Consider the following 19,758-nt stretch of genomic DNA (forward strand, 5'->3'; position numbering starts at 1 on the left):
TTACCCATTACCCATTACCCATTCCCCATTCCCCAACTAATACCCAGGTTCTCCCAGCAATACAATTGAGCATTTCAATTCTCTAAGCACTTGGGTTGTGACGTGGCTGACGGCTAATCCGCCGGCGGTGCGATAACGGACGGAACGTAAGACGGCTAAATCAAATTTCTCAGCTTCGCGGATGATGACTCTAGCGACATCATCACCCTTAATGGTTTGAATGTTGGTATTTACCTGTAACTGACTTTTAGCAGCGATATCAGATAATTGAGCAGCAAATCTGTCTACTAAATGTGGGGGAGTTTTGCGATCGCTCACATGTAACAATACCACTTCTGCTTGATTGACATCAGCCAAAATTTGAGCAAACCTAATAGCGCCTATGGTTTGGCGTGTTAAGTCCCCCACTGGTACAAGAATTCTTTGAATAGTTGTGGGGCTACTTAAAAGGCGTGTTACAGCCACCGGACAGTGAGAAGACCAGAAGACACTATCAATCACACTACCAAATAACCTGGCCCGCAAACCTGTTGTCCGCGACCAACCCATAACAACCAAACTAGCGTTTTGTTCTCGACTAGTGCGGCTAATTCCTAAAGCTGCATCATCATCAATCCGAATTGCTGGTGAAACTTCTACGTCAAATTCTTGACTGATTTCTCGAGTTAAATTTAATCTTTGCTTACTTTCCTCCAGTGCTGTAACTAATTGCGGATCATCCATTTGGATATGAGCTTTAGTAATAGCTAATGGCACAATTCTTCCCGATTCATGACGACCAATCAGGGCTGCCATTTCTATCAGATAGCGTTGGGTTTGGGGATTGTATATCGGTACGATAATTGTAAAGGGATCGTGTTTATCTTCTACTAGTTGTTCCTGTGAATTATCCCACCAATTTGTCAGCTTATCTGTGGCAAAATCTGATTCAGAAACTTGTAATGCAGTTGCAACCCTGGCGGTGATTACTGGGCCAAGAATTGCGGTAACTAGCATTAGCACAATCACACTGTTTAATACACCTTCGCTAATTAACCTTTCACCTGCAGGATTGACAGTTTGATACGCAACCAATGTAGCTGCTAGAGTAGCTGCTACCTGTGGTAATGATAATGACCACATAGTTAGCATTTCTGCTGTGTTGTAGCGGTAAAGCAGTTTAGCTAAAAATGCTGCTATAAATTTACTACAAATTAAAGCTACTACAATTACTACAGTTAACCAAATAGAACTGAGAGTTTTGATAAAAGCCGGAATATCAATTAATAATCCCATGTCTACAAAGAAACAAGGGATAAACAAAACACTCCCAATAAACTCTACTTTTTCTTTGACTGGACTGCGTCCGAGAACATCGTTAACTGCTAAACCTGCTAAAAATGCACCTACAATTTTTTCAACTCCTATTATCTGCGCTCCTACAGAAGCTAAAAATAATGCTAATAATATAAATAAAAACTGATTACTTTGTTCATCTCCAGTGCGGCGAAAAAACTGTTTTCCTACCCAGTCAAAGCCAAATAGAACTACTATAGAGTAAATAGCTAAACCGCCTAATAAAGTTGCCAAGCTAATAGCTGAGAATTCCCCACCATGAATTCCCACACAAATTGCTAGTACTAATAAAGCACCTGTATCGGTAAAAATAGTAGCACCGATTGTCACAGTAACGGCTTCATTGGTAACTACTCCCAAACGGCTGACAATGGGGTAAGCCAAAAGAGTATGTGAGGCAAGTAAAGAACCAATTAAAACCGAAGCATTCCAACTAAAATTAAATAAACGCCCGGCAGCAATTCCTGCAATCAATGGTACTAAAAAAGTTAAAGCTCCAAAACCTATGGAGCGATTTTTAGTTTTACGGAACTGTTCTAAATCAATTTCTAACCCTGCTACGAACATCAAATAAATTTTGCCAATATCCGAGAGCAGTTTGATAGTATCAGACTCAGAATCTAACAACTTTAAGCCGTTTTGTCCTAAAACCACACCTGCTATTAGTAAACCCACTAATCCAGGTAATTTCAACCGTTCAAATATTGGAGGTACAGTAAAGATTACTGCCAAAAGAATTGTAAAGGCAATAATAGGAGTTTCTGCTAATGAGCTTAGATTCATTTTTAAACAAGAAAGGTATTTGGTAAAATTAAGCATTCTAAAATTAATTTTAGAATGCTTATAACATAACAATTTGATATTGTTATTTCACAAATTGTTATGTTTTCAGAAATAATATTTTATAGCTTAAAGGGTGTAGTAGTTTTTGTAATTCTACCTTGAGATAGTGTTTCTTATATCTATAGGAAGAAATAATCTATGCAAACTGAATATTTAGTTAAGTTTGATATAGCCAGATTATTTAAATATTTGATAATAGCAAAATCTTGCCAATAAATTATGATTATTATATCAAATTTAAAAAATAATGTGACAGATTGTAGGGGCAAGGCAATGCCTTGTCCTCTAGAATATCATTGATTTGTCGCAAACATTATTTGATGTGGTATTAGATAGCAGAAATATTTAATTTTTGAAGAAAGTAATACAATTCCCAAAGGCTTTTTCCAGCAACTTGTTGCCTAGCTACGCAAGTATTTTCCCATACAAGTAAAATATTAATCTAGAAAAATCTTTAAACTGAAGCGTTCTGCATGGTTCCTATCAATGATAATTTTAAGCATTGGGAGACCTTAGAAATGGAAGTTTATGAACGCAGCCGACGATAAAACGATTGTTCGTGAGTATTTTAATTCCACAGGGTTTGACCGATGGAAGCGGATTTATGGCGATGGCGAAGTTAACAAAGTCCAGCTAGACATCCGCAATGGACATCAACAAACAGTGGATACAGTAATCGGCTGGTTAAAAGCTGATAACAATTTAGCAACCTTGTCAATTTGCGATGCTGGGTGTGGTGTAGGTAGTCTCAGCATTCCTTTGGCAGCAGAAGGTGCTAAAGTCTACGCCAGTGATATCTCTGAAAAAATGGTAACAGAAGGCAAGGAGAGAGCCTTAGAAGCTTTGGGAAGTTCTGAAAATCCTACCTTCGCTGTGCAAGATTTAGAATCCTTAAGTGGTAGTTACCATACTGTGATTTGTTTGGATGTTCTCATTCATTATCCTCAAGATAAAGCCGATGAGATGATTTCTCATTTATGCTCATTAGCACAATCACGGTTAATTTTGAGCTTTGCACCTAAAACCTGTGCGTTGACTCTACTTAAGAAAATTGGTAGCTTCTTTCCCGGCCCCAGTAAGACAACTCGCGCCTATTTGCACCGCGAAGCTGATGTCATCAAAATTTTAGAAACTAACGGCTTTGCTGTACAGAGAAAATCCTTAACTAAGACTCGCTTTTACTTCTCACGTCTCTTAGAAGCGACACGTGTTTAAGGCACTTCCAAGAATACTACATTGTTAATTGTTGACTGTTGACTGTTAACTGTAAACAGTCAACAATTAGCAACTTTTACGCAGAATAAGTAAGTTGGTGGAAATAAAGCAAACTATGTTAAAAAACGTAAATAGGCTTGAAATCCTTACCAATGACCAATGACCAAGGACAAATGACAGCCTCAGCCAGATATCTTTAATTTCGCCAACCTACTTATTTGATTGTTAGGTGTTTTCTTCATTATTGTGAGCCATAGAAAGTTTTATACTTTCTTTACAAGATTCTTGCTAGCTTTGTGCAATTACTGGAACCTCAGCCAAAGTAAGGTTAGAATCGCAAGCAAGGTTCAACTCTGAGATGGAACTATGAAAACTGCTGAAAAATTAGCCGCAGGTTGGCTACTCACACTCGGATTTATGTTTTTAACCCTATCAGTCTCAGCAGGAATTGAGAAACATAATATGTTGAAGCCAATCCCATCAGCAATAGAGGAGGATGATGGGCCGAACTTTGTTAATAAGGAGGCGTTGTATCTACTAGATACTACTGCTAGGCAAGGTCTAATTTTCGGAGTTCCGACTTTAATTTTGGGGGGATGGCTCAGTTTAGGATTATATCGTCAAAGCAGGCAAGAGAAGAAAGCCATAAATCAACAAATGAACGATCGCCTGCAATCCATTTTCTATCAAATGCTACAAGAAAATAGGGGCAGAATGACCCTTGTCGGCTTTGCAATTAAATCAGACTTACCTGCGATCGCAGCTAGGCAGTATTTAGATGAGAAAGCTAAAGAATTCAATGCTAATTTTAAGGTAACCGAAGACGGCGGTATATCATATCATTTTGAGATTTAACTGAAATCTCTGTTAGCGGTTGACTGTGATTTACCGCTAGCCCATACCTTAATTTACAGCTAGGTCTAATGACGCAGATTTTTTTAAGCATAGCTGCCATTTTAGGCGGTTTATCTGTTGCCGGCGGAGCCTTTGGTGCCCATGCTTTAAGGGAAAAAATTAGTGAGCGATCGCTCGAAATTTTTGACACTGGCACTCGTTACCAAATGTACCACGCTCTAGCACTGTTAATAGTAGCGCTGCTACTGAGTCGTACCGAGTCACCGCCAGCCACTCTTGTAGCAAGTGGTTGGCTGTTTATTATTGGTATTGCTATTTTCTCAGGAAGTCTGTACGCCCTGAGCTTGACTGGTGTGAAATCTTTAGGCGCGATCGCACCTATCGGAGGCGCAGCTTTTATCGCTGGTTGGGGTGCATTAGCGATCGCTGCTTGGGGTTTGAAATTTTAGATTTTGAGACAATTAGGAGTTAGAAGTGAAAAGTGAAATTTTCTAACTCCTAATTCTTGAGCATTTTAGAAGTAGAAATATTCATCACAGAATTATCGAGCCAGATTAGGGCTACGAATAAAGACTTTCAGCTTTGCAATATATTTTATTTGGAGGTTGGTTAAAGTAATTTAACAGCGCTGGACATAGCCAACCTTGCATCTTTTTCTTACTCCAAGAATACCAGTGACCGTTATTTTCTACTCTTAACCAAAATAGTTCTACTTGATAACCAGGGAAAGGATAAGCAGAAAATACCAGTTTGAAACCTTCATCAACATGAGCTACATCTTGAACTAGAGTATCAACTATTTCAGGTGTACCACTGATAAATGGTTCTTGGGCTAATCCCATATATTCATCATCAAATACCCATGTTTGAGATATTCGATATGGATAAATCACCATTAATGAGTTTGCCATGATTTTAATTTGGTTGTAAGTGAATTTTTGACAGTAATTGCTAGCAATATATATTAGTTTTTTAGCTACAAAAATGCTTTTTTATTAATTAATGGTTGTTATAGAAGAGAATCTTTCATTTTTGCTAACACTACGTTTTGAAGTTAATTGAAAGTTCCAAATAGGGCTAGAGAACGACAAGCTGTAGATAACACTGATATAAGAAAAATCCAAAAAAGCCGCAGCTAGTCTTGGAAAGCTGGGGGATTAACTATCTAATCTCAAGATTGTAACAATGATATTTCATTAGTGACACTGTTATTTAAACTGAATTTGCAATAAAGCCAAAATTCTCGGTTTTACGTGAATTTTGTGCTAATTCAGTTTAATTACTGAGTATTAAATTAGAGATACATTAGTAAAGTTGACGAAAATAAAAAGTATAATTCCTAACGCTTAAGGACGTAGTTAATTTTGCAACAAGTATATTTAACTAATATAATTCAATAGTGTTTAAGGTTATAAGGAAATCTTCCGTAGGGTGTGTTACGGCTAAGAAAGGATTTGGAACACAGAAACAATGAAATTTAGCCGTAACGCACCATCCATGCAACGGTACGTTAGGCGATAAAATAGTTATTTCGTGACAAATCATATTGAAAATCAGCGCCCTTCAAAAGGGGGACTTTGATAAATGTTTTCTAGTTACCCCCTTTTTTCAAGGGGGGTTAGGGGGGATCTAATTCTATGCAGCCTCATAAATAATTGGTAAGTAGTTAAACATAATTAATTACACAATGTCATTGCGAATGGAGCAAAGCGGAATGAAGCAATCGCAAGGGCTGGGATTGCTTCGCTGCGCTCGCAATGACTGTAATTAATTTTGCGTGGTTACTTATTACTGCCCCACATCTAAAGTAAAGTAGAAACTCTTGTCAACAACTTTATTACTGCCATCATATTTAATAATAGGAATCATAGCTTGGTGCATTCCTGGTTCAACTTTCCAGCTTTGAGAGAAATTGCCGACTTTATGACAAACACCTGCGTTAATTGGGAACTGGCTAGGAGTTGATAGAAACTTTTGATAATTCTCAACTCCATTTTTGAAAAGAAAAGCTTTTGCCTCTAATTTATTCAGGCTGACTGCATTAGGTACGCAATAGTTGAGATTTAAAACCTTTAAATTGTCTCCTGCTTTGAGTGGAATCCGTTGATGCTTATTCACTTGTAGAGGTTCATCGCTATTAATCTGCACAGTCAGATTAGCAACACAAATTTTAGATTGATTGCATTCTGAATTAGTTTGCTGCAACGAGATTGTAGAAGTAGTAGCAAGAGGAGGTTTCATTTCTGGATTACTTTTGCTGATCAAAGCAACCAAAACAGCAGCACTAGCAGGAATAAGTGCAACGAGGATAGGAGTAATTAATTTTAAAGTTGTAACTCTCATATTTAGTAACTTCCACAAATTTATTTATGTTCAATTACTAGATTATTTGGATGTCTACAACTTGTCTGTATGTGAGAGTAGGAACTATAACTAATGCTATTTTTTAGGTAGGTAGGTCAAAGTAGGTTAATGTTGGATCAAAATAAACTATGCCAGCTTTATTAAAAAAGGTGAATTGCGCTATCACTAATGAAGCCTGCGTAGGCAGGCTACCCTGCGGGAAGCCGCTACGCGTCTATGTATGTATAGCTCCAGACTTATAGTCTGAGAGCGATTTTTGCAACTGCACCTTGATCATTGTAATTATTGCAATACAGCGTTTTTTATGCCAAAATACATCCCAGCTTAGGCTGGTATTATTAATTACTAACAGTTCTGATAACTCATGAACTCAGAAGACGCATTTGAATTTATGAATGGGCTAATTTTGGAAAAAACAAAAATTAGTCTGAATGAATGTGAACGGGATGTCTTTCTGGGAATATGGGCAAGCAAGACTTATGGGGAGATTAGTCAGGAGAAGAATAGAGATTATCAATATGTTAAAGAAACTGGCCCTAAATTATTTAAAAAAATTGGTACTATTTTTCAAATAAATCTGAATAAAAATAATTTTAAGCCAACAATAGAGCAATTATATAGACAGTATACTTTACGAAAAATCTCAGAAATTTCACAGCGCGACGATGTAATTACCAATCTCTCTATTGCACAGCAAGACAGACCTGTTTACACAGATAACCCATTTATTCCCCTGAATGACATCATCACCGAACAGCATCAATTGTTTGGTCGGGAAAGAGAAATTACAAGAGTATTTGAAACTTTAAATAGTGGGAGTAGCGTAGCGCTGATTGGTGAGAAAAAAATTGGCAAGTCTTCTTTACTTCAGGCTATTTACCAACAAGCACCAAATCGACTGCTAAAACCCCGCAAGGCAATTTATCTCAATTTAAGCCTTATTTTTAATGACGATGACTTTTATGATGAACTCTGTAATAAGGTGGAAATCCCTGTAAGCAAAGGTCGGCAATTAATTCGTGAGTTACAAAAACAGCAATTATTGCTTTTATTAGACGAAGTACAACAAATGACTTGGGATGGTTTTACAAGGGAATTTCGTCAACAACTACGCGGTCTGGCTGACGGACAAGCTAACCCACCTTTGCGCTTGGTAATAGCAGCTAGCGAACACTTGGATGTTCTGTTTCCTGATAGCCGAGATAATCCTTCACCTTTTCAAGGTGTTTGCATTGAAGAAGTTATTAAGCCTTGGGGCAAAAATATTGTGCGTGGGTTTATTGACAGTCGGTTAGGGAATACTCAGGTGAGTTTTACGGAAGAGGAAATCATTAAACTAATTCAAGGAAGTGGTGGACACCCGCAACGGCTTATGTATTTGTGTCATCGAACTTACTCACGGTATATGGAGGGTATCAAAACTGCGTTATGAGTCAACACCAGCCTGTACCGCGTTTAAATTTAGCGCCTAAATTACGCCGTCCTCTGTCGCTGTGGAATCCCTTGGATTATCTACGCCTGTTGTACTGGGTATTTTATTTTCCCCAAGCTTTGCTATGGTATGTAGATACTTTTGGGGGTGGGTATATACCTGAAAGTGCAATGAATTGGCAAAATTCCATACAGCGTCAGTTGCTTTTCCAAGGGTTAGTGTTAACAGTAGTTACACTACTAGTTGTCAGTATAATTTTTGAGACGATAGGCGTTCCTGTTGACTGGTTCAGCGTGGCGTTCGGCGTGGTGGTAGGTGCGTACGGCGTGGCGTTCGGCGTGGCAGTAGGCGAGCGGTTGGGCGTAGCAAGAGGCGTGGCGTTCGGCATGGCGCTAGGCGCTGCGCTAGGCGTGCCGCTAGGCGTAGCAAGAGGCGTGGCGTTCGGCATGGCGCTAGGCGTGGCGCTAGCTGTGACCCTAGGTGTGGCGAGAGGCGTGGCGGTTGGCGTGGCGCTAGGTGTGGTTGGTGTGGCGCTAGGCGTGGTGCTAGGCGCGTTAGGTGTGGTGCTAGGTGCGTTAGGCGTGGCGCTAGGCGTGCCGCTAGGCGTGGTGAGAGGCGTGGCGCTAGGCGTGCCACTAAGCGTGGCGAGAGGTGTGGCTGTCGGCGTGGCGGTTGGCGTGGTGCTAGGCGTGGTGCTAGGCGTGGTGCTGGGCGTGGTGCTAGGCGTGGCTAGAGGCATGGCGGTCGGCGTGGCGGTTGGCGTGGTGCTAGGCGTGTACGGCGTGGCTGTCGGCGTAGCGGTCGGCATAGCGGTCGGCGTGGCGGTTATGCGTCCAGAGAATTGGCTAGTTGGCTTACCTTTGAATTTACAAAAAATCCCAAATGGTAGTTTTTTACTTCCCCGTATTACTTCAATTCCCTTACTTAATCTTGATAAGCAGTTGCAGAATTGGTTGCAACAAGATTGGGAAACAGCTTTGCATAATACTAATGAATTGCTAGCTTATACTCTGCAATTTATTCCTGTTGTACAAGCAGTGAATAAAGTACTTGCCAAAATCCCATCAGAGGAAATTATTTGGCATATCTCTCGGCTAGTTGAAGCTCCTTTTGATTGGAACCTAGTACGTTTTGCCTCAACTTCTCTAGAAGAACAACTAAAATCAGACGCAGTCAAAGAGTTTTTTATTCTCCCTCGTTCTTGGAGGGAAAGGTTACAAGCTCGTTTGCTTACAGACCCCCGCTTAGATACTCCTGCTCGTGCTGCTGCTGCTGGTTTTTGGTATCTGCATGAAGGAGAACCAGCAAAAGCAACAGAGGCTTTTACTGTAGTGCGTTCTCTTCTCTATGGTGAGGAAATGTATACTCTTGCTCAAAATCTTGCAACATTTCACGTAGCTAAAGAACCAGGCTCTATTGCTGCTGTAAAATTATTTACTTTCCCGCCAGAACCCCTTTTACGTCCAGTTACTTGGCAAACAATTACTAGCCTGCGTCGAGTTGTTGAAGATGTCCAGTTTGTTAATCGCAGTGTATCTCGTTCAGCTAAGTCTTTGGCTCTCAATCGCGCTTTAGGAGAACTTACTAACATCCTCAATCAAGCTGATAATTTGCCGCAAGCAGAACGCGGATTAATTGTAGATATTGCCCAAACTTGGCAAGAAAGCTTGTTACAAATCGCTGGTGAGGTGGGGGAATTTACCATCACCAAGCCTGTGGTTAATCCTTATATAGTAGGCGACCCGGTTCAAGGTAATCTCTTTGTTGGGCGAGAAGATATCATCAGACAGTTAGAAGAACTCTGGGTGATGGGTCATCAACTCCAGTCTGTAGTTCTCTACGGTCACAGGCGTATGGGTAAAACTTCTATTTTAGTTAACGCCGCTAATTCTCTAGGTTCAGGGCTTCAGCTAGTTTATGTCAACCTGCTGCGGTTGGGTGATACTCCGCAAGGAGTTGGCGAAGTGCTAATGGCAATAACTGATGAAATTTCCCAAGCTGTTAATATTGCACCACCAGCCGATGCAGATTTGATCAACCTTCCCTACCGGACTTTTGAACGCTATTTCAAACAGGTAGAAGCACAGCTAGAAGGTGGATTAATCATCGCTTTAGATGAGTTCGAGAAAATTGAAGAACTAATAGAAGCGGGAAAAATCCCCCAAGATTTTATGGGATTTCTGCGAGGGTTGGTGCAAATGAGTTCTAAAGTTGCCTTTGCTTTTGCTGGGTTGCACACTTTGGAGGAAATGACAGCAGATTATTTTCAACCTTTCTTTGCTAGCGTCATCCCCATCCATGTAGGATTTTTGAAACGTGCAGCTACTAGGCAAATTCTAGCTAACCCAGGTGAAGACTTTCTTCTTGACTACACCTCAGAAGCGTTAGATGAGATTTATGCTTTAACATCTGGTCAACCTTATTTAGTGCAACTGCTGGGATTCCAGCTAGTGCGCGGCTACAATGACTTTGTGTTTGAACAGGGACGTTCTCGTAGTCCGGTTTTTAAGGTGGAAGATGTCGCCGCAGTTATCAACGATCCTGAGTTTTTTAAGCGGGGACGCTACTATTTTGATGGGGTTTGGGGTCAGGCGATGCGGGGTGCTGATGGTCAGCAGGCGATAATACAGGTACTTGCACCGCATCCTGAAGGGTTAAGTTTAGATGCTTTAGCTGAGTCTACGGCTATGGGTAGGGAACAGTTACAAGCTGCGCTTGGTGTTTTAATGCGTCATGATGTGGTTGCAGAAAATGAGGGAAGTTGGCGAATTATTGTAGAACTGTTTCGCCGTTGGGTTTTGCAAAAACATCATAGGTAATTGGTAATTCGTAGTTCGTAATTCGTAATTTGTAAGGTGAATTTAATGTGAAGTTGCACACATTTTGATCCCCCTAAATCCCCCTTCAAAAGGGGGACTTTGATAGATATTTTCTGGTTCCCCCCTTTTTTCAAGGGGGGTTAGGGGGGATCTAATTTTATGCAGCCTCATAAAGAATTGGCATGAGATGAATTTAAATAATGTTGGCGATAGGTACATTATCTGGAGGACAAGGCAGTGCCTTGCCCCTACGATTGATCAGATTTTGGTGTTCAAGTTGGTATAAGTAGTAGAATAAAAACTTTTAATTTTTAATTCTCGCAACAGTAATAGCTATTAGCAGTTAGCTAATTGCTATCAAATAAAAAAATACTAAATGAACAACTATAAAAACGTTGTTTCGCTACTTTCTAATTCTTCTTCTTCATTTTCAGATTCTTTAACTCTCCGAATGGGTAAGTTGGCAATCAAAGCTGTGGTTCTTTGGTTACTTTCTAAAGAAAACTCCAACCCCTCTGTATCAACTTCTACATAGCGACAGACAATCTCTAGGATTTCTTCTCGCATTTTTTCTAATTTCTGGGGGTCGATGTCGGCGCGATCGTGGGCTATCACCAATTGCAGGCGGCGTTTAACGTGGGTACGACTGGTATCTGGTGAACGAACAAAAAGTCTTTCTAGTAGTTCGAGAATCATTGCTAGTAGGTCTGCGGAGACGGGAAAATATGGTTAAGCAAGTTTTGTCCACAACAACTTTCTCAAACGAGTAAAAATGTTGTCGTGATGTGAGTCGAGTTCAAGAAAATCGACGGTTTCCCCTTCTAATCTCCGTGCAATGTTCTCGAAGGCGGTGGCAGCTATAGAGGGGTTTTCTGAGAGTACTAGAGGTTCGCCACGGTTGGTAGAAACAATCACACGCTCGTCGTCAGGGATGACTCCAATTAAAGGGATGGCAAGAAGTTCCTGAACATCTTGAACAGACATCATATCATTGGCTCGCACCATTGCGGGTCTGATGCGGTTGATTATTAGATGGATTCGCTTAATGCCTTGTGCTTCTAATAACCCAACTACACGGTCAGCATCACGAACAGCAGAAATTTCTGGAGTGGTGACAATCAGGGCTTCTTTTGCGGGTGCGATCGCATTTTTGAATCCCATTTCAATACCCGCCGGGCTATCGATGATCACGTACTGGTACTTTTGGGCCAGTGCGTTCACCAATAATTTCATTTGGTCGGGGGTAACTGATTCTTTGGTACGATTTTGGGCGGCTGGTAAGAGTACAAGATTTGTTTGCCGCTTATCTTTGACTAAGGCTTGTTCTAAGCGACATTCTCTAGCGAGAACTTCTACCGCCGTATACACAATGCGGTTTTCTAGTCCTAGCAGCAAGTCTAAATTTCTCAGTCCAAAATCCGCATCAACTAAGGCTACTTGACGACCAATTTTTGCGATCGCCATGCCTAAATTTGCTGAAACTGTGGTTTTACCCACTCCTCCTTTACCGGAGGTAATGACAATAATGCGAGTCATGATCGAAACACGCTCAATTAGGGTTTAGAAAATATAGTAATTACTTATGGCTCCAGATTCATCCTATTTAATTGACTTCGGGAAAAATCAATAGCCCTAGCGATGCGAATGCCTTGCGATGTCATGTGCGCTACTTCAGGTGAAAACTGTGTAGGCGACTTTTCTGGGGCCCTGGCTACAGCATCGGCAATCCGCAGTTGGGTTGGTTCCATTTGCAGGGACATAATCAAACACTCGCGATTGCCACTAGCACCAGCATGGGCGATGCCACGTAACCTTCCCCACACTAAAATATCTCCATCTGCAACTACGATACCACCTGGATTTAAATCTCCCAAGATAATGACGCTTCCGGCATGGCGAATTTCTACACCAGAACGTACTGTCATTTCTAAATAAAGTGCATCTGCCAAAGGAGTTGGTACAACTTTTGGTTCTGAACTTAAGGAAGTTTCTAGTGGTAACTGTTCTACAGAATAGCCAGAGGAAACAGCTGCGATCGCAGTTTGACGGCGACTGGTAGCCACAGATTTTAGCTGGAGTTGGATTTCATTTAAGACCTCTGCTAGTTCTTGCAGTTGTCTGCTATCTAACAAGCGGTCTTTTGCTAGTAGATGCACTGGTGTATTTGGTACGCGGAAGCGATCTGCTTGTAAGCGTTGGCGCATCTGTTGCCAAATTTCATACCAGTTAAATTCTGCAGCAGGTACTTGTGCTTCGGTCGGTAAAATTAATAATAGTCTTCCCTCCTCAGTTTTCCATTGGACTTGGAGATCATTTTTGGCTTTATTGTCTGGTGATGGTGACTCTAGGTCATCTAAATCCGACAGGGTAGAAATTGAGTCTAAATCTGACATAATAGCAGAATTTTCCGCTTTATCAGGATTTTCTGCATTGGCGATCGCTTCTGGAGTCACAGCATTGGTTTTCCCCTCAGAATTTTCTGAGTTGGCAATCGCTTCTGGAGTCACAGCATTGGTTTCCCTCTCAGGATTTTCTAAGTTGGCAATCGCTTCTGGAGTCACAGCATTAGTTTCCCCCTCAGAATTTTCTGAGTTGGTAATCGCTTCTGTAGATGGAGAATTTGCATCTCCATCCAGGGTTTCTAAATTCGCTACCTCATCAGCAGGTGCAGAATTTACCTCCTCATCAGGGTGTTCTAAATTTGATTCCACATTATTAGGTATAGAATTTACCTCATCCTCAGAGTTATGCAACTTTGAGGTAGCAGAATGTGTCTTTAAATACTGAAGAACAGAATTTAGTTCTGCGTCTGGAAGAATAGAATTTAACTCTATACGAGAGAGGTTAGATTGTGAATCTGCATCAGAAAGTGCAGAATTTGACTCTAAATCGGCAGAATCAGAAGTCATACAGCACCAGCCAAAAAACAAAGAACAAACTGAGCAACGATCAATAATAGATTAGTTGCAACGCGCAATAACATCCTCACCCCAGAAACTACTGAGTGCAGAGTATATCAGAAGAAGGATGAAGTATGAAGTATGAAATTAAAATATTCATCATCCCCAGCGCGCACTACCTCTACTTATAAAGAACCTACAAGTAGCTTGTAGTAGCGAAGATATACATATATTCTTCCCCCTTCCCCTTTCACCTTTCACCCTTCCCCCTTTCACCCTTCCCCCTTCTTCACCAATCTGCGATAACTTGTTGCCAAGGCATCAGCATCGCCAACATTACCAGGAAATAATACTACTGGCAAATTGGGAAATTGGGGATGGTCTGAGGGTGTTAGCACCATCGAACAACCAGCTAAAATTTGACCCATTAACCGGGCTGAAGTTAAAGCCAGTCCGGTACTTAAAACATCATTAGAGGTAATGCCGCCTTTGCTGATTAAGAATCCTATATCAGATGGTAAACCCCTAACAATATCCATTAACAAAGCAGAAACTCTTTTGCCAAACTCTAGCCTGGTATTAACATCCTCAAAGGTAAGTTCTTGACGGCTGGTATAAACTACTGGTGTTTTGCCAGCTTCATGTACCGTCTTGATACTTTCCAGGATTTCGGTTAGTAGTGTAGCAGATTGATTCTCGTCATCATTAAGTAATCGCGCCACATCGACTTCAATTCCCTCTGTGCCATCTGCTTGTAATAATGCTTCTAGCTGTTGCGTCGTTTTCTTGACGTGGGAACCAACAATTACTGCACCTGGTTTACCATCACGTACATACTCTGCCATATTTTCGGCAGCTATGGGTTGGGGAGGTAAGGCAGCCAAAGCAGTTAAGATACTGGCAGCACTGCGGAATAAAAAGCGTTTTCCCTGACTGGCGGCTGTTAGAATATCAGATGCAAAGGTGTTGAGGTCGGCTTGGGTTTCGCCATCAACAACAACGCACTGATTACCGCTAAGTTGTAACAACCTCTGCAAACTACCTGCACGGATATCATCTAGCAAGAACCTGGTGACAGACTCAGCCTTGATTTGTCCTTGAGTTTTTTCTTCTACATATTTCGGTAAATAACTGTGATGGTAGCTGAAGACTGAATCACGAGCAAACTCAGTTTCATGCACTGGCTTAGGTTTACCATCAATGATTAAATAGTGGATGCTATCGATAGTGATGCGTCCCCCTTCAAAAAATGCCGGGACGAGAAAATGAGCATCAAAAGGGCCGAGTTCTTGAGCGATCGCATCTGTTTCGATGGGATAATGTCCTCGTAAAGTCGAATCAGAACGGCTAACCACCAAAAAGTCAGTAATATTTTCGGCTTGTAACGCTACTTTTAAATTTTGGCAGACTTCTTTAGTTACAGATGCAGCTGATTCTGGTGGGAGCGATCGCGTATTTGTCAAAATAAAGAAAATTGGTGAATCATCTCGCAAACCCAGGCGTAAAGTCTCCACATCCCAATGCATCAGCAGCAAACAACTGTGGACTGTTTGGGAACCCGTAGGATCATCATCCAGGACAATAATTTTTGGTTTGTTTGTCATGTCAACGTCGGGGAGACTGTAATTTGCTAATTTCTGCTTGCACATCTAAAGCAATCTGCAATGATTGATTGAGAAATTCAGCGTAATCCCCAGCCTGACTACTTACTTGCAAGGCTTGGAGATTGGCTAAATTATTGACAAATAACTCTTGATTATTAGCAAGCAATTTTTTATTATCCCGTAAAATTCGTTCGGTTTTTAAAGCCCGAACTAAATCTTCGCGAATCAGTTGTAATGCGGAGATCACTTTATCTCTGTCATTGATGCTGTGGGTATTACCGGATGTTGCTAATTGGTCGTTAATATCGATAGCATTGATTACAGAATGATATTTATCGACTTCATCTAAAAGGATTGTCAACCCTTGGGGACAAGTGAATTTTCGCCAGAGCGATCGCCCAATGATCACTGCAATCGGCACTAAAATTAATAACAGAATGCCTAATTTAATCGAAGAACCAATAGTTGGCAGAATAATAAAAGCATAAATTCCCCCCACAATAATCGGCGTTAGCGCCAGCGCCACCAACCCCTCATTCATAAAAAACCCCAATCGCTTCTCGCGGTCTGCCATAATGGAAGGTCGGAAAACGTCTTCTGGATCGAATCCAGTCAAGCGTCTCAATTCTCCTTTACTAATTTCCAAACCTAATAAATCCGGCTGCACTGCTGGATACTCCTTAAGGAAGCGCGAGTTGCGTATATATTGTAGTCGGGTTTGGCGTAGATGATGGGATGAGAAACGTTGTTGATATTTATTTAAGAGTTTGCACCAATACGATCATTGCAATACTCCCCAATCTTCTAAACACACAGCAGGTTCAAAAGGATCGTCATAACGGTACGGTTCTTTACCACGCAAAGGATAAGGATTCGCTTTTTGGCTATGAGTGTGGCTTTCTAAAATGATAATTTCCACAGCTTCCCCAGCCTGAAATGGTAAGTCTTTGATGAGCAAAGTTCCGTCTTCAGTTAAGGTTGTTTCAATTCGATGTGCTTTCATTGTTACTCGGCTTGTTCTGAATCTAATTAGTGAGCAATCGGCTTCATCTGCCGTAAATTTTCTTCACATCATTTATCATCATTTTCTGCGTACAGATGAAGCTTGAGCTTAACCATTCGCAATTTCTCAGGACATCCCGTAATTGTCTTAAAAATGGGGACTAGGGACTGTTTGCAAACTTAAAACGTATTTTACTTCTGAGAATAAGATTGCGATCGCAGCAAGTCGAATGTCGATTGTATCGCTTGACAATGCCAATGCATCGGGTCGCATTACGATTGTATTGCCTGACAATGCCAATGTATCCGGTCGCATTACGATTGTATTGCCTGACAATGCCAATGCATCGGGTCGCATTACGATTGTATCGCCTGACAATGCCAATGCATCCGGTCACATTACGATTGCATCACCTGACAATGCCAATGCATCGGGTCGCATTACGATTGTATCGCCTGACAATGCCAATGCATCCGGTCACATTACGATTGCATCACCTGACAATGCCAATGTATCGAGTCACATTACGATTGCATCGCCTGATAATTTATGAGTGCATCGAGAATTAGATTTCCCATTCTCATCACATATAAAGCATTGTGATCGCTTTGTCTTTTAATTACGAATTACAAATTACGAATTACGAATTACTCCAAGTGGAACCGTTGGGAATCGAACCCAAAGCCTGCAGCTGTCCGTTTGTTGGTTTCAGAGCAGTCGAACACCAATCGCGGCCCCAATAATTTGATAGTGCAAAGAGAAATTGCCAAGATACAATCCCAAAAGTGATATCTGTATTGATTTCAAACCGGAAAGATTTTTTAGTATCTATATTACATTTGTAATACAAACCCTACATTGTGTCAATGGCATACTACAAATTTTTTTCGCAAGTGATTGTATCGCCAGCCAAAAATTGTAACTAAATCAGTCGGTAGAAATAAATCTAACTATGTTACACAACCGATATTAGACTTGAAACCCTTACCAATTACCAATTACCAATTACCAACTATCTGTAATTGCACCGCTCTACTTATTAAATTAGCTTTATTCAGTAATTAAATCTTCAAAAATACTACTCAGCGCTGTTAATCCTGCCGCTACACTTTGGATTTGCTCTTCTGGTAGATTAGCCAATACAGAAGCAATTCTCGCACTTGTCAACGCCCTAACCTGTTGCAGATGATACTTACCTGTCTCAGTTAAATTCAGGAGAACATGACGACGTTCTTGAGGATTCTCTACTCTACTAACCAAATTCTTCTGTACTAGACGGTCTGTCAAATTTGAGGCTGTAGCCCTAGTTACACCTAAATTTTCTGCAACTTGCGAAAGAGAAGCACCAGGATTGCGATCGAGGAAAGCAAGCGTCCGAAACTGCGGAATAGAAAGCGATTCTGGCAAGAATGAAGCATTCCGTCTCATTTCTGCGCGAAAGAACTTGATGATTGTGGGAATAGTTTCCATCATTTTGGCAGCGCATTGCTCTGGTGTGATTTCTGTAGCTAGTTTTTTGGTATTCATAATTTGCATCGTCCTCATGGACAGAAAGTACTGAGACAAATGGATGAGAACGCAAGAGATTAAAGAAGATTAGCAGACAATACTTTTTGGTTAAGGGTAAAAGGGGAAGGGGAAAAGGGGCAAGAAAAAACCTTTAACCCTTACCCTTTCACCTTTTCCCCAAACCAAATTCCGATTTGAAAATCCTTAACCGAGCAGTATTGGATTAGCAGATTCCTTATTAATTATGGGAATTTCCTGCTACCTCTTACAAATGACAAATGACAAATCCAAAAATATTCCTCAAGATAGATGTTACGCTAACAGTTAGCAAAGCTAATTAATTTTAGCTAATATTGTGTTTGTATTTTTCAAATATCTGTTAAACCTTTATTGAGAGGCTCAAAATTAATGCTGCTGCTAGTCAGGATGAGATATTTATCTCGTAATTTCAAGACTAGACTTTCTTTAAATACGCAAAAATATATGTTGCCAGGACTTTTACCATTAATACCAAAACAGATCGGTAGAAACATCTTGCTATTGAGCTTAATTGCTGTATGTGGTTGTACGGCTACCGAGGCACAGTCTAATAAGCAACAAGGCAAAAATCAGCAGCGCGCTGTACCTGTTGTAGTAGCGACAGTCACGCGTAAAACTATACCTGTTGAGTTACGACAAACCGGAACCGTCGTGGCGTATTCGACTGTAGGGGTAAAGTCACAAGTTGCTGGGCCACTCACAGGCGTTTATTTCCAAGAAGGGCAGAATGTTAAAAAAGGGCAACTATTATTCAAAATAGATTCTCGACCGCAAGAAGCGGCGTTAATGCAAGCGCAAGCCAATAAAGAAAAAGCGATCGCACAGGTAAAACAAGCGCAAGCTAACCTCTCAAAGGCTGTAGCGCAAGTTAATCAAGCTAAAGCAAATCTCCTCAAAGACCAAACCCAAGCCAAAAACGCCCAAGTTCAAGCACAACGATATGGTACGCTGTTGAGCCAAGGCGCAATTAGCAAAGAGCAAGCAGACCAATTTCGCACCGCATCGGATGCTCAAAAAGCCACAGTAATTGCAGATAACGAAGGTATTAGCAATGCCGTGGCCGCAGTAGATGCGGCAAAAGCCGATTTAAATAACGCTAAAGCCACAGTTACAGCCGCAGACGCAGCAATTGACAGCGCTAAAATCACCCTTTCCTATAGTTCGATTTATTCACCAATTACCGGACGTACAGGCAGCTTGAAAGTCAATCAGGGCAACTTAGTAAAAGATAATGACACCAATCCCTTAGTGACAATCAGCCAAATTAGCCCAATTTACGTGACAACTTCCCTACCGCAACGCTTACTGCCAGAACTCAACAAATATCGGGCACAGGGAAAAATACAAGTTGATGCCTACATCCCCAAGGATGAACAGCGTCCCGAACATGGCGAACTTTCCTTTATAGATAGTGGTGTAGATCCCACCACTGGAACGATTCAACTCAAAAGCAGCTTTACCAACAGCGACGGACGCTTATCGCCAGGTCAATTTGTGAATGTTGTTGTCAGACTCACCCAAGAACCCAACGCCATAGTTGTTCCAACCACAGCCATCCAGACAGGACAAAAAGGGCAGTTTGTCTATGTATTGAACCCTGCCGATCAAACTGTAGATATGCGTCCCGTCGTTGTGGGTAATGCTGTTGGCAATGAATCAGTCATTCAAGAAGGTTTAAAAGAAGGCGAACAAGTCGTTACAGACGGACAATTTAACCTTAGACCCAAAGCCAAAGTCCAAATTAAGCAAGCAGTAGGCACTGGACAAAGAACAGGAAGCGCCAACCAAGGAAATCAAAGCCCTTAATATAAGTTTTTTGTTGTAAATATTTATACTTTTA

General features: G+C 41.1%; 17 protein-coding genes. 7 read left to right on the plus strand and 10 right to left on the minus strand.

Annotated features, from left to right (window positions below):
- Window positions 1–36 precede the first annotated feature (36 nt).
- Window positions 37–2,118 (minus strand): cation:proton antiporter, encoded by a 2,082-nt coding sequence (locus tag HGR01_RS08565; protein ID WP_045869520.1) that lies wholly within the window; start codon window positions 2,116–2,118, stop codon window positions 37–39.
- Between the two features lie 588 nt (window positions 2,119–2,706).
- Here HGR01_RS08565 and bchM point away from each other — a divergent pair.
- The 3 genes from bchM (at window position 2,707) to HGR01_RS08580 (ending at window position 4,697) form a co-directional block, all read left to right on the plus strand.
- Window positions 2,707–3,393, plus strand: coding sequence for a magnesium protoporphyrin IX methyltransferase (bchM, locus tag HGR01_RS08570; protein WP_045869519.1), 687 nt, complete (start codon window positions 2,707–2,709; stop codon window positions 3,391–3,393).
- Between the two features lie 366 nt (window positions 3,394–3,759).
- On the plus strand, window positions 3,760–4,248 hold the full coding sequence (locus HGR01_RS08575; protein ID WP_045869518.1) for a hypothetical protein: 489 nt from the start codon (window positions 3,760–3,762) through the stop codon (window positions 4,246–4,248).
- A gap of 68 nt (window positions 4,249–4,316) precedes the next feature.
- Window positions 4,317–4,697 (plus strand): DUF423 domain-containing protein, encoded by a 381-nt coding sequence (locus HGR01_RS08580; RefSeq protein ID WP_045869517.1) that lies wholly within the window; start codon window positions 4,317–4,319, stop codon window positions 4,695–4,697.
- A gap of 111 nt (window positions 4,698–4,808) precedes the next feature.
- On the opposite strand, the gene HGR01_RS08585 is transcribed toward HGR01_RS08580, so the two are convergent.
- Complete coding sequence (locus HGR01_RS08585; protein ID WP_045869516.1) at window positions 4,809–5,159, minus strand: DUF6717 family protein; 351 nt, start codon at window positions 5,157–5,159, stop codon at window positions 4,809–4,811.
- An 877-nt stretch (window positions 5,160–6,036) separates the two neighbouring features.
- Window positions 6,037–6,591 carry a hypothetical protein gene (locus HGR01_RS08590; protein ID WP_045869515.1) on the minus strand — a complete coding sequence of 185 codons (555 nt, stop codon included), beginning with the start codon at window positions 6,589–6,591 and terminating at the stop codon, window positions 6,037–6,039.
- Between the two features lie 385 nt (window positions 6,592–6,976).
- Here HGR01_RS08590 and HGR01_RS08595 point away from each other — a divergent pair, with 385 nt between their 5' ends.
- Both HGR01_RS08595 and HGR01_RS08600 read left to right on the plus strand, forming a co-directional pair.
- Entirely contained in the window at window positions 6,977–8,044 is a 1,068-nt protein-coding gene (locus HGR01_RS08595) for an ATP-binding protein (RefSeq protein ID WP_052335135.1), read from the plus strand.
- Window positions 8,041–10,863: an AAA family ATPase gene (locus HGR01_RS08600; protein ID WP_045869514.1), complete on the plus strand. Its 2,823-nt coding sequence runs from the start codon at window positions 8,041–8,043 to the stop codon at window positions 10,861–10,863. The genes HGR01_RS08595 and HGR01_RS08600 overlap by 4 nt, the downstream gene beginning before the upstream one ends.
- A 384-nt stretch (window positions 10,864–11,247) precedes the next feature.
- On the opposite strand, the gene minE is transcribed toward HGR01_RS08600, so the two are convergent.
- The 6 genes from minE to HGR01_RS08630 all read right to left on the minus strand — a co-directional run bounded on the left by minE (window position 11,248) and on the right by HGR01_RS08630 (window position 16,370).
- On the minus strand, window positions 11,248–11,559 hold the full coding sequence (gene minE, locus HGR01_RS08605; RefSeq protein ID WP_045869513.1) for a cell division topological specificity factor MinE: 312 nt from the start codon (window positions 11,557–11,559) through the stop codon (window positions 11,248–11,250).
- A gap of 33 nt (window positions 11,560–11,592) precedes the next feature.
- Complete coding sequence (gene minD / locus HGR01_RS08610; RefSeq protein WP_045869512.1) at window positions 11,593–12,399, minus strand: septum site-determining protein MinD; 807 nt, start codon at window positions 12,397–12,399, stop codon at window positions 11,593–11,595.
- A 44-nt stretch (window positions 12,400–12,443) separates the two neighbouring features.
- Window positions 12,444–13,256 carry a septum site-determining protein MinC gene (gene minC, locus HGR01_RS08615; RefSeq protein ID WP_045869698.1) on the minus strand — a complete coding sequence of 271 codons (813 nt, stop codon included), beginning with the start codon at window positions 13,254–13,256 and terminating at the stop codon, window positions 12,444–12,446.
- A 779-nt stretch (window positions 13,257–14,035) separates the two neighbouring features.
- The gene (locus HGR01_RS08620; protein WP_045869511.1) at window positions 14,036–15,367 is read right to left on the minus strand and encodes a four-carbon acid sugar kinase family protein; all 1,332 of its coding nucleotides are present in this window, start codon (window positions 15,365–15,367) and stop codon (window positions 14,036–14,038) included.
- A gap of 1 nt (window position 15,368) precedes the next feature.
- Complete coding sequence (locus tag HGR01_RS08625) at window positions 15,369–16,034, minus strand: hypothetical protein (protein WP_045869510.1); 666 nt, start codon at window positions 16,032–16,034, stop codon at window positions 15,369–15,371.
- A gap of 114 nt (window positions 16,035–16,148) precedes the next feature.
- The gene (locus HGR01_RS08630) at window positions 16,149–16,370 is read right to left on the minus strand and encodes a hypothetical protein (RefSeq protein ID WP_045869509.1); all 222 of its coding nucleotides are present in this window, start codon (window positions 16,368–16,370) and stop codon (window positions 16,149–16,151) included.
- Window positions 16,371–16,599: 229 nt separating this feature from the next.
- Between HGR01_RS08630 and HGR01_RS08635 the strand changes: the two genes are divergently transcribed.
- On the plus strand, window positions 16,600–16,923 hold the full coding sequence (locus tag HGR01_RS08635) for a hypothetical protein (protein WP_045869508.1): 324 nt from the start codon (window positions 16,600–16,602) through the stop codon (window positions 16,921–16,923).
- Window positions 16,924–17,420: 497 nt separating this feature from the next.
- Here HGR01_RS08635 and HGR01_RS08640 read toward each other — a convergent pair whose 3' ends face one another.
- Window positions 17,421–17,897 (minus strand): MarR family winged helix-turn-helix transcriptional regulator, encoded by a 477-nt coding sequence (locus HGR01_RS08640; protein ID WP_045869507.1) that lies wholly within the window; start codon window positions 17,895–17,897, stop codon window positions 17,421–17,423.
- 516 nt (window positions 17,898–18,413) lie between these two features.
- Between HGR01_RS08640 and HGR01_RS08645 the strand changes: the two genes are divergently transcribed.
- A complete protein-coding gene (locus HGR01_RS08645) occupies window positions 18,414–19,724 on the plus strand; it encodes an efflux RND transporter periplasmic adaptor subunit (RefSeq protein ID WP_228045646.1) in 1,311 nt (436 codons plus the stop codon).
- Window positions 19,725–19,758 lie beyond the last annotated feature (34 nt).

The sequence above is a fragment of the Tolypothrix sp. PCC 7712 genome, assembly GCF_025860405.1.
Classification (GTDB): Bacteria; Cyanobacteriota; Cyanobacteriia; order Cyanobacteriales; family Nostocaceae; genus Aulosira; species Aulosira diplosiphon.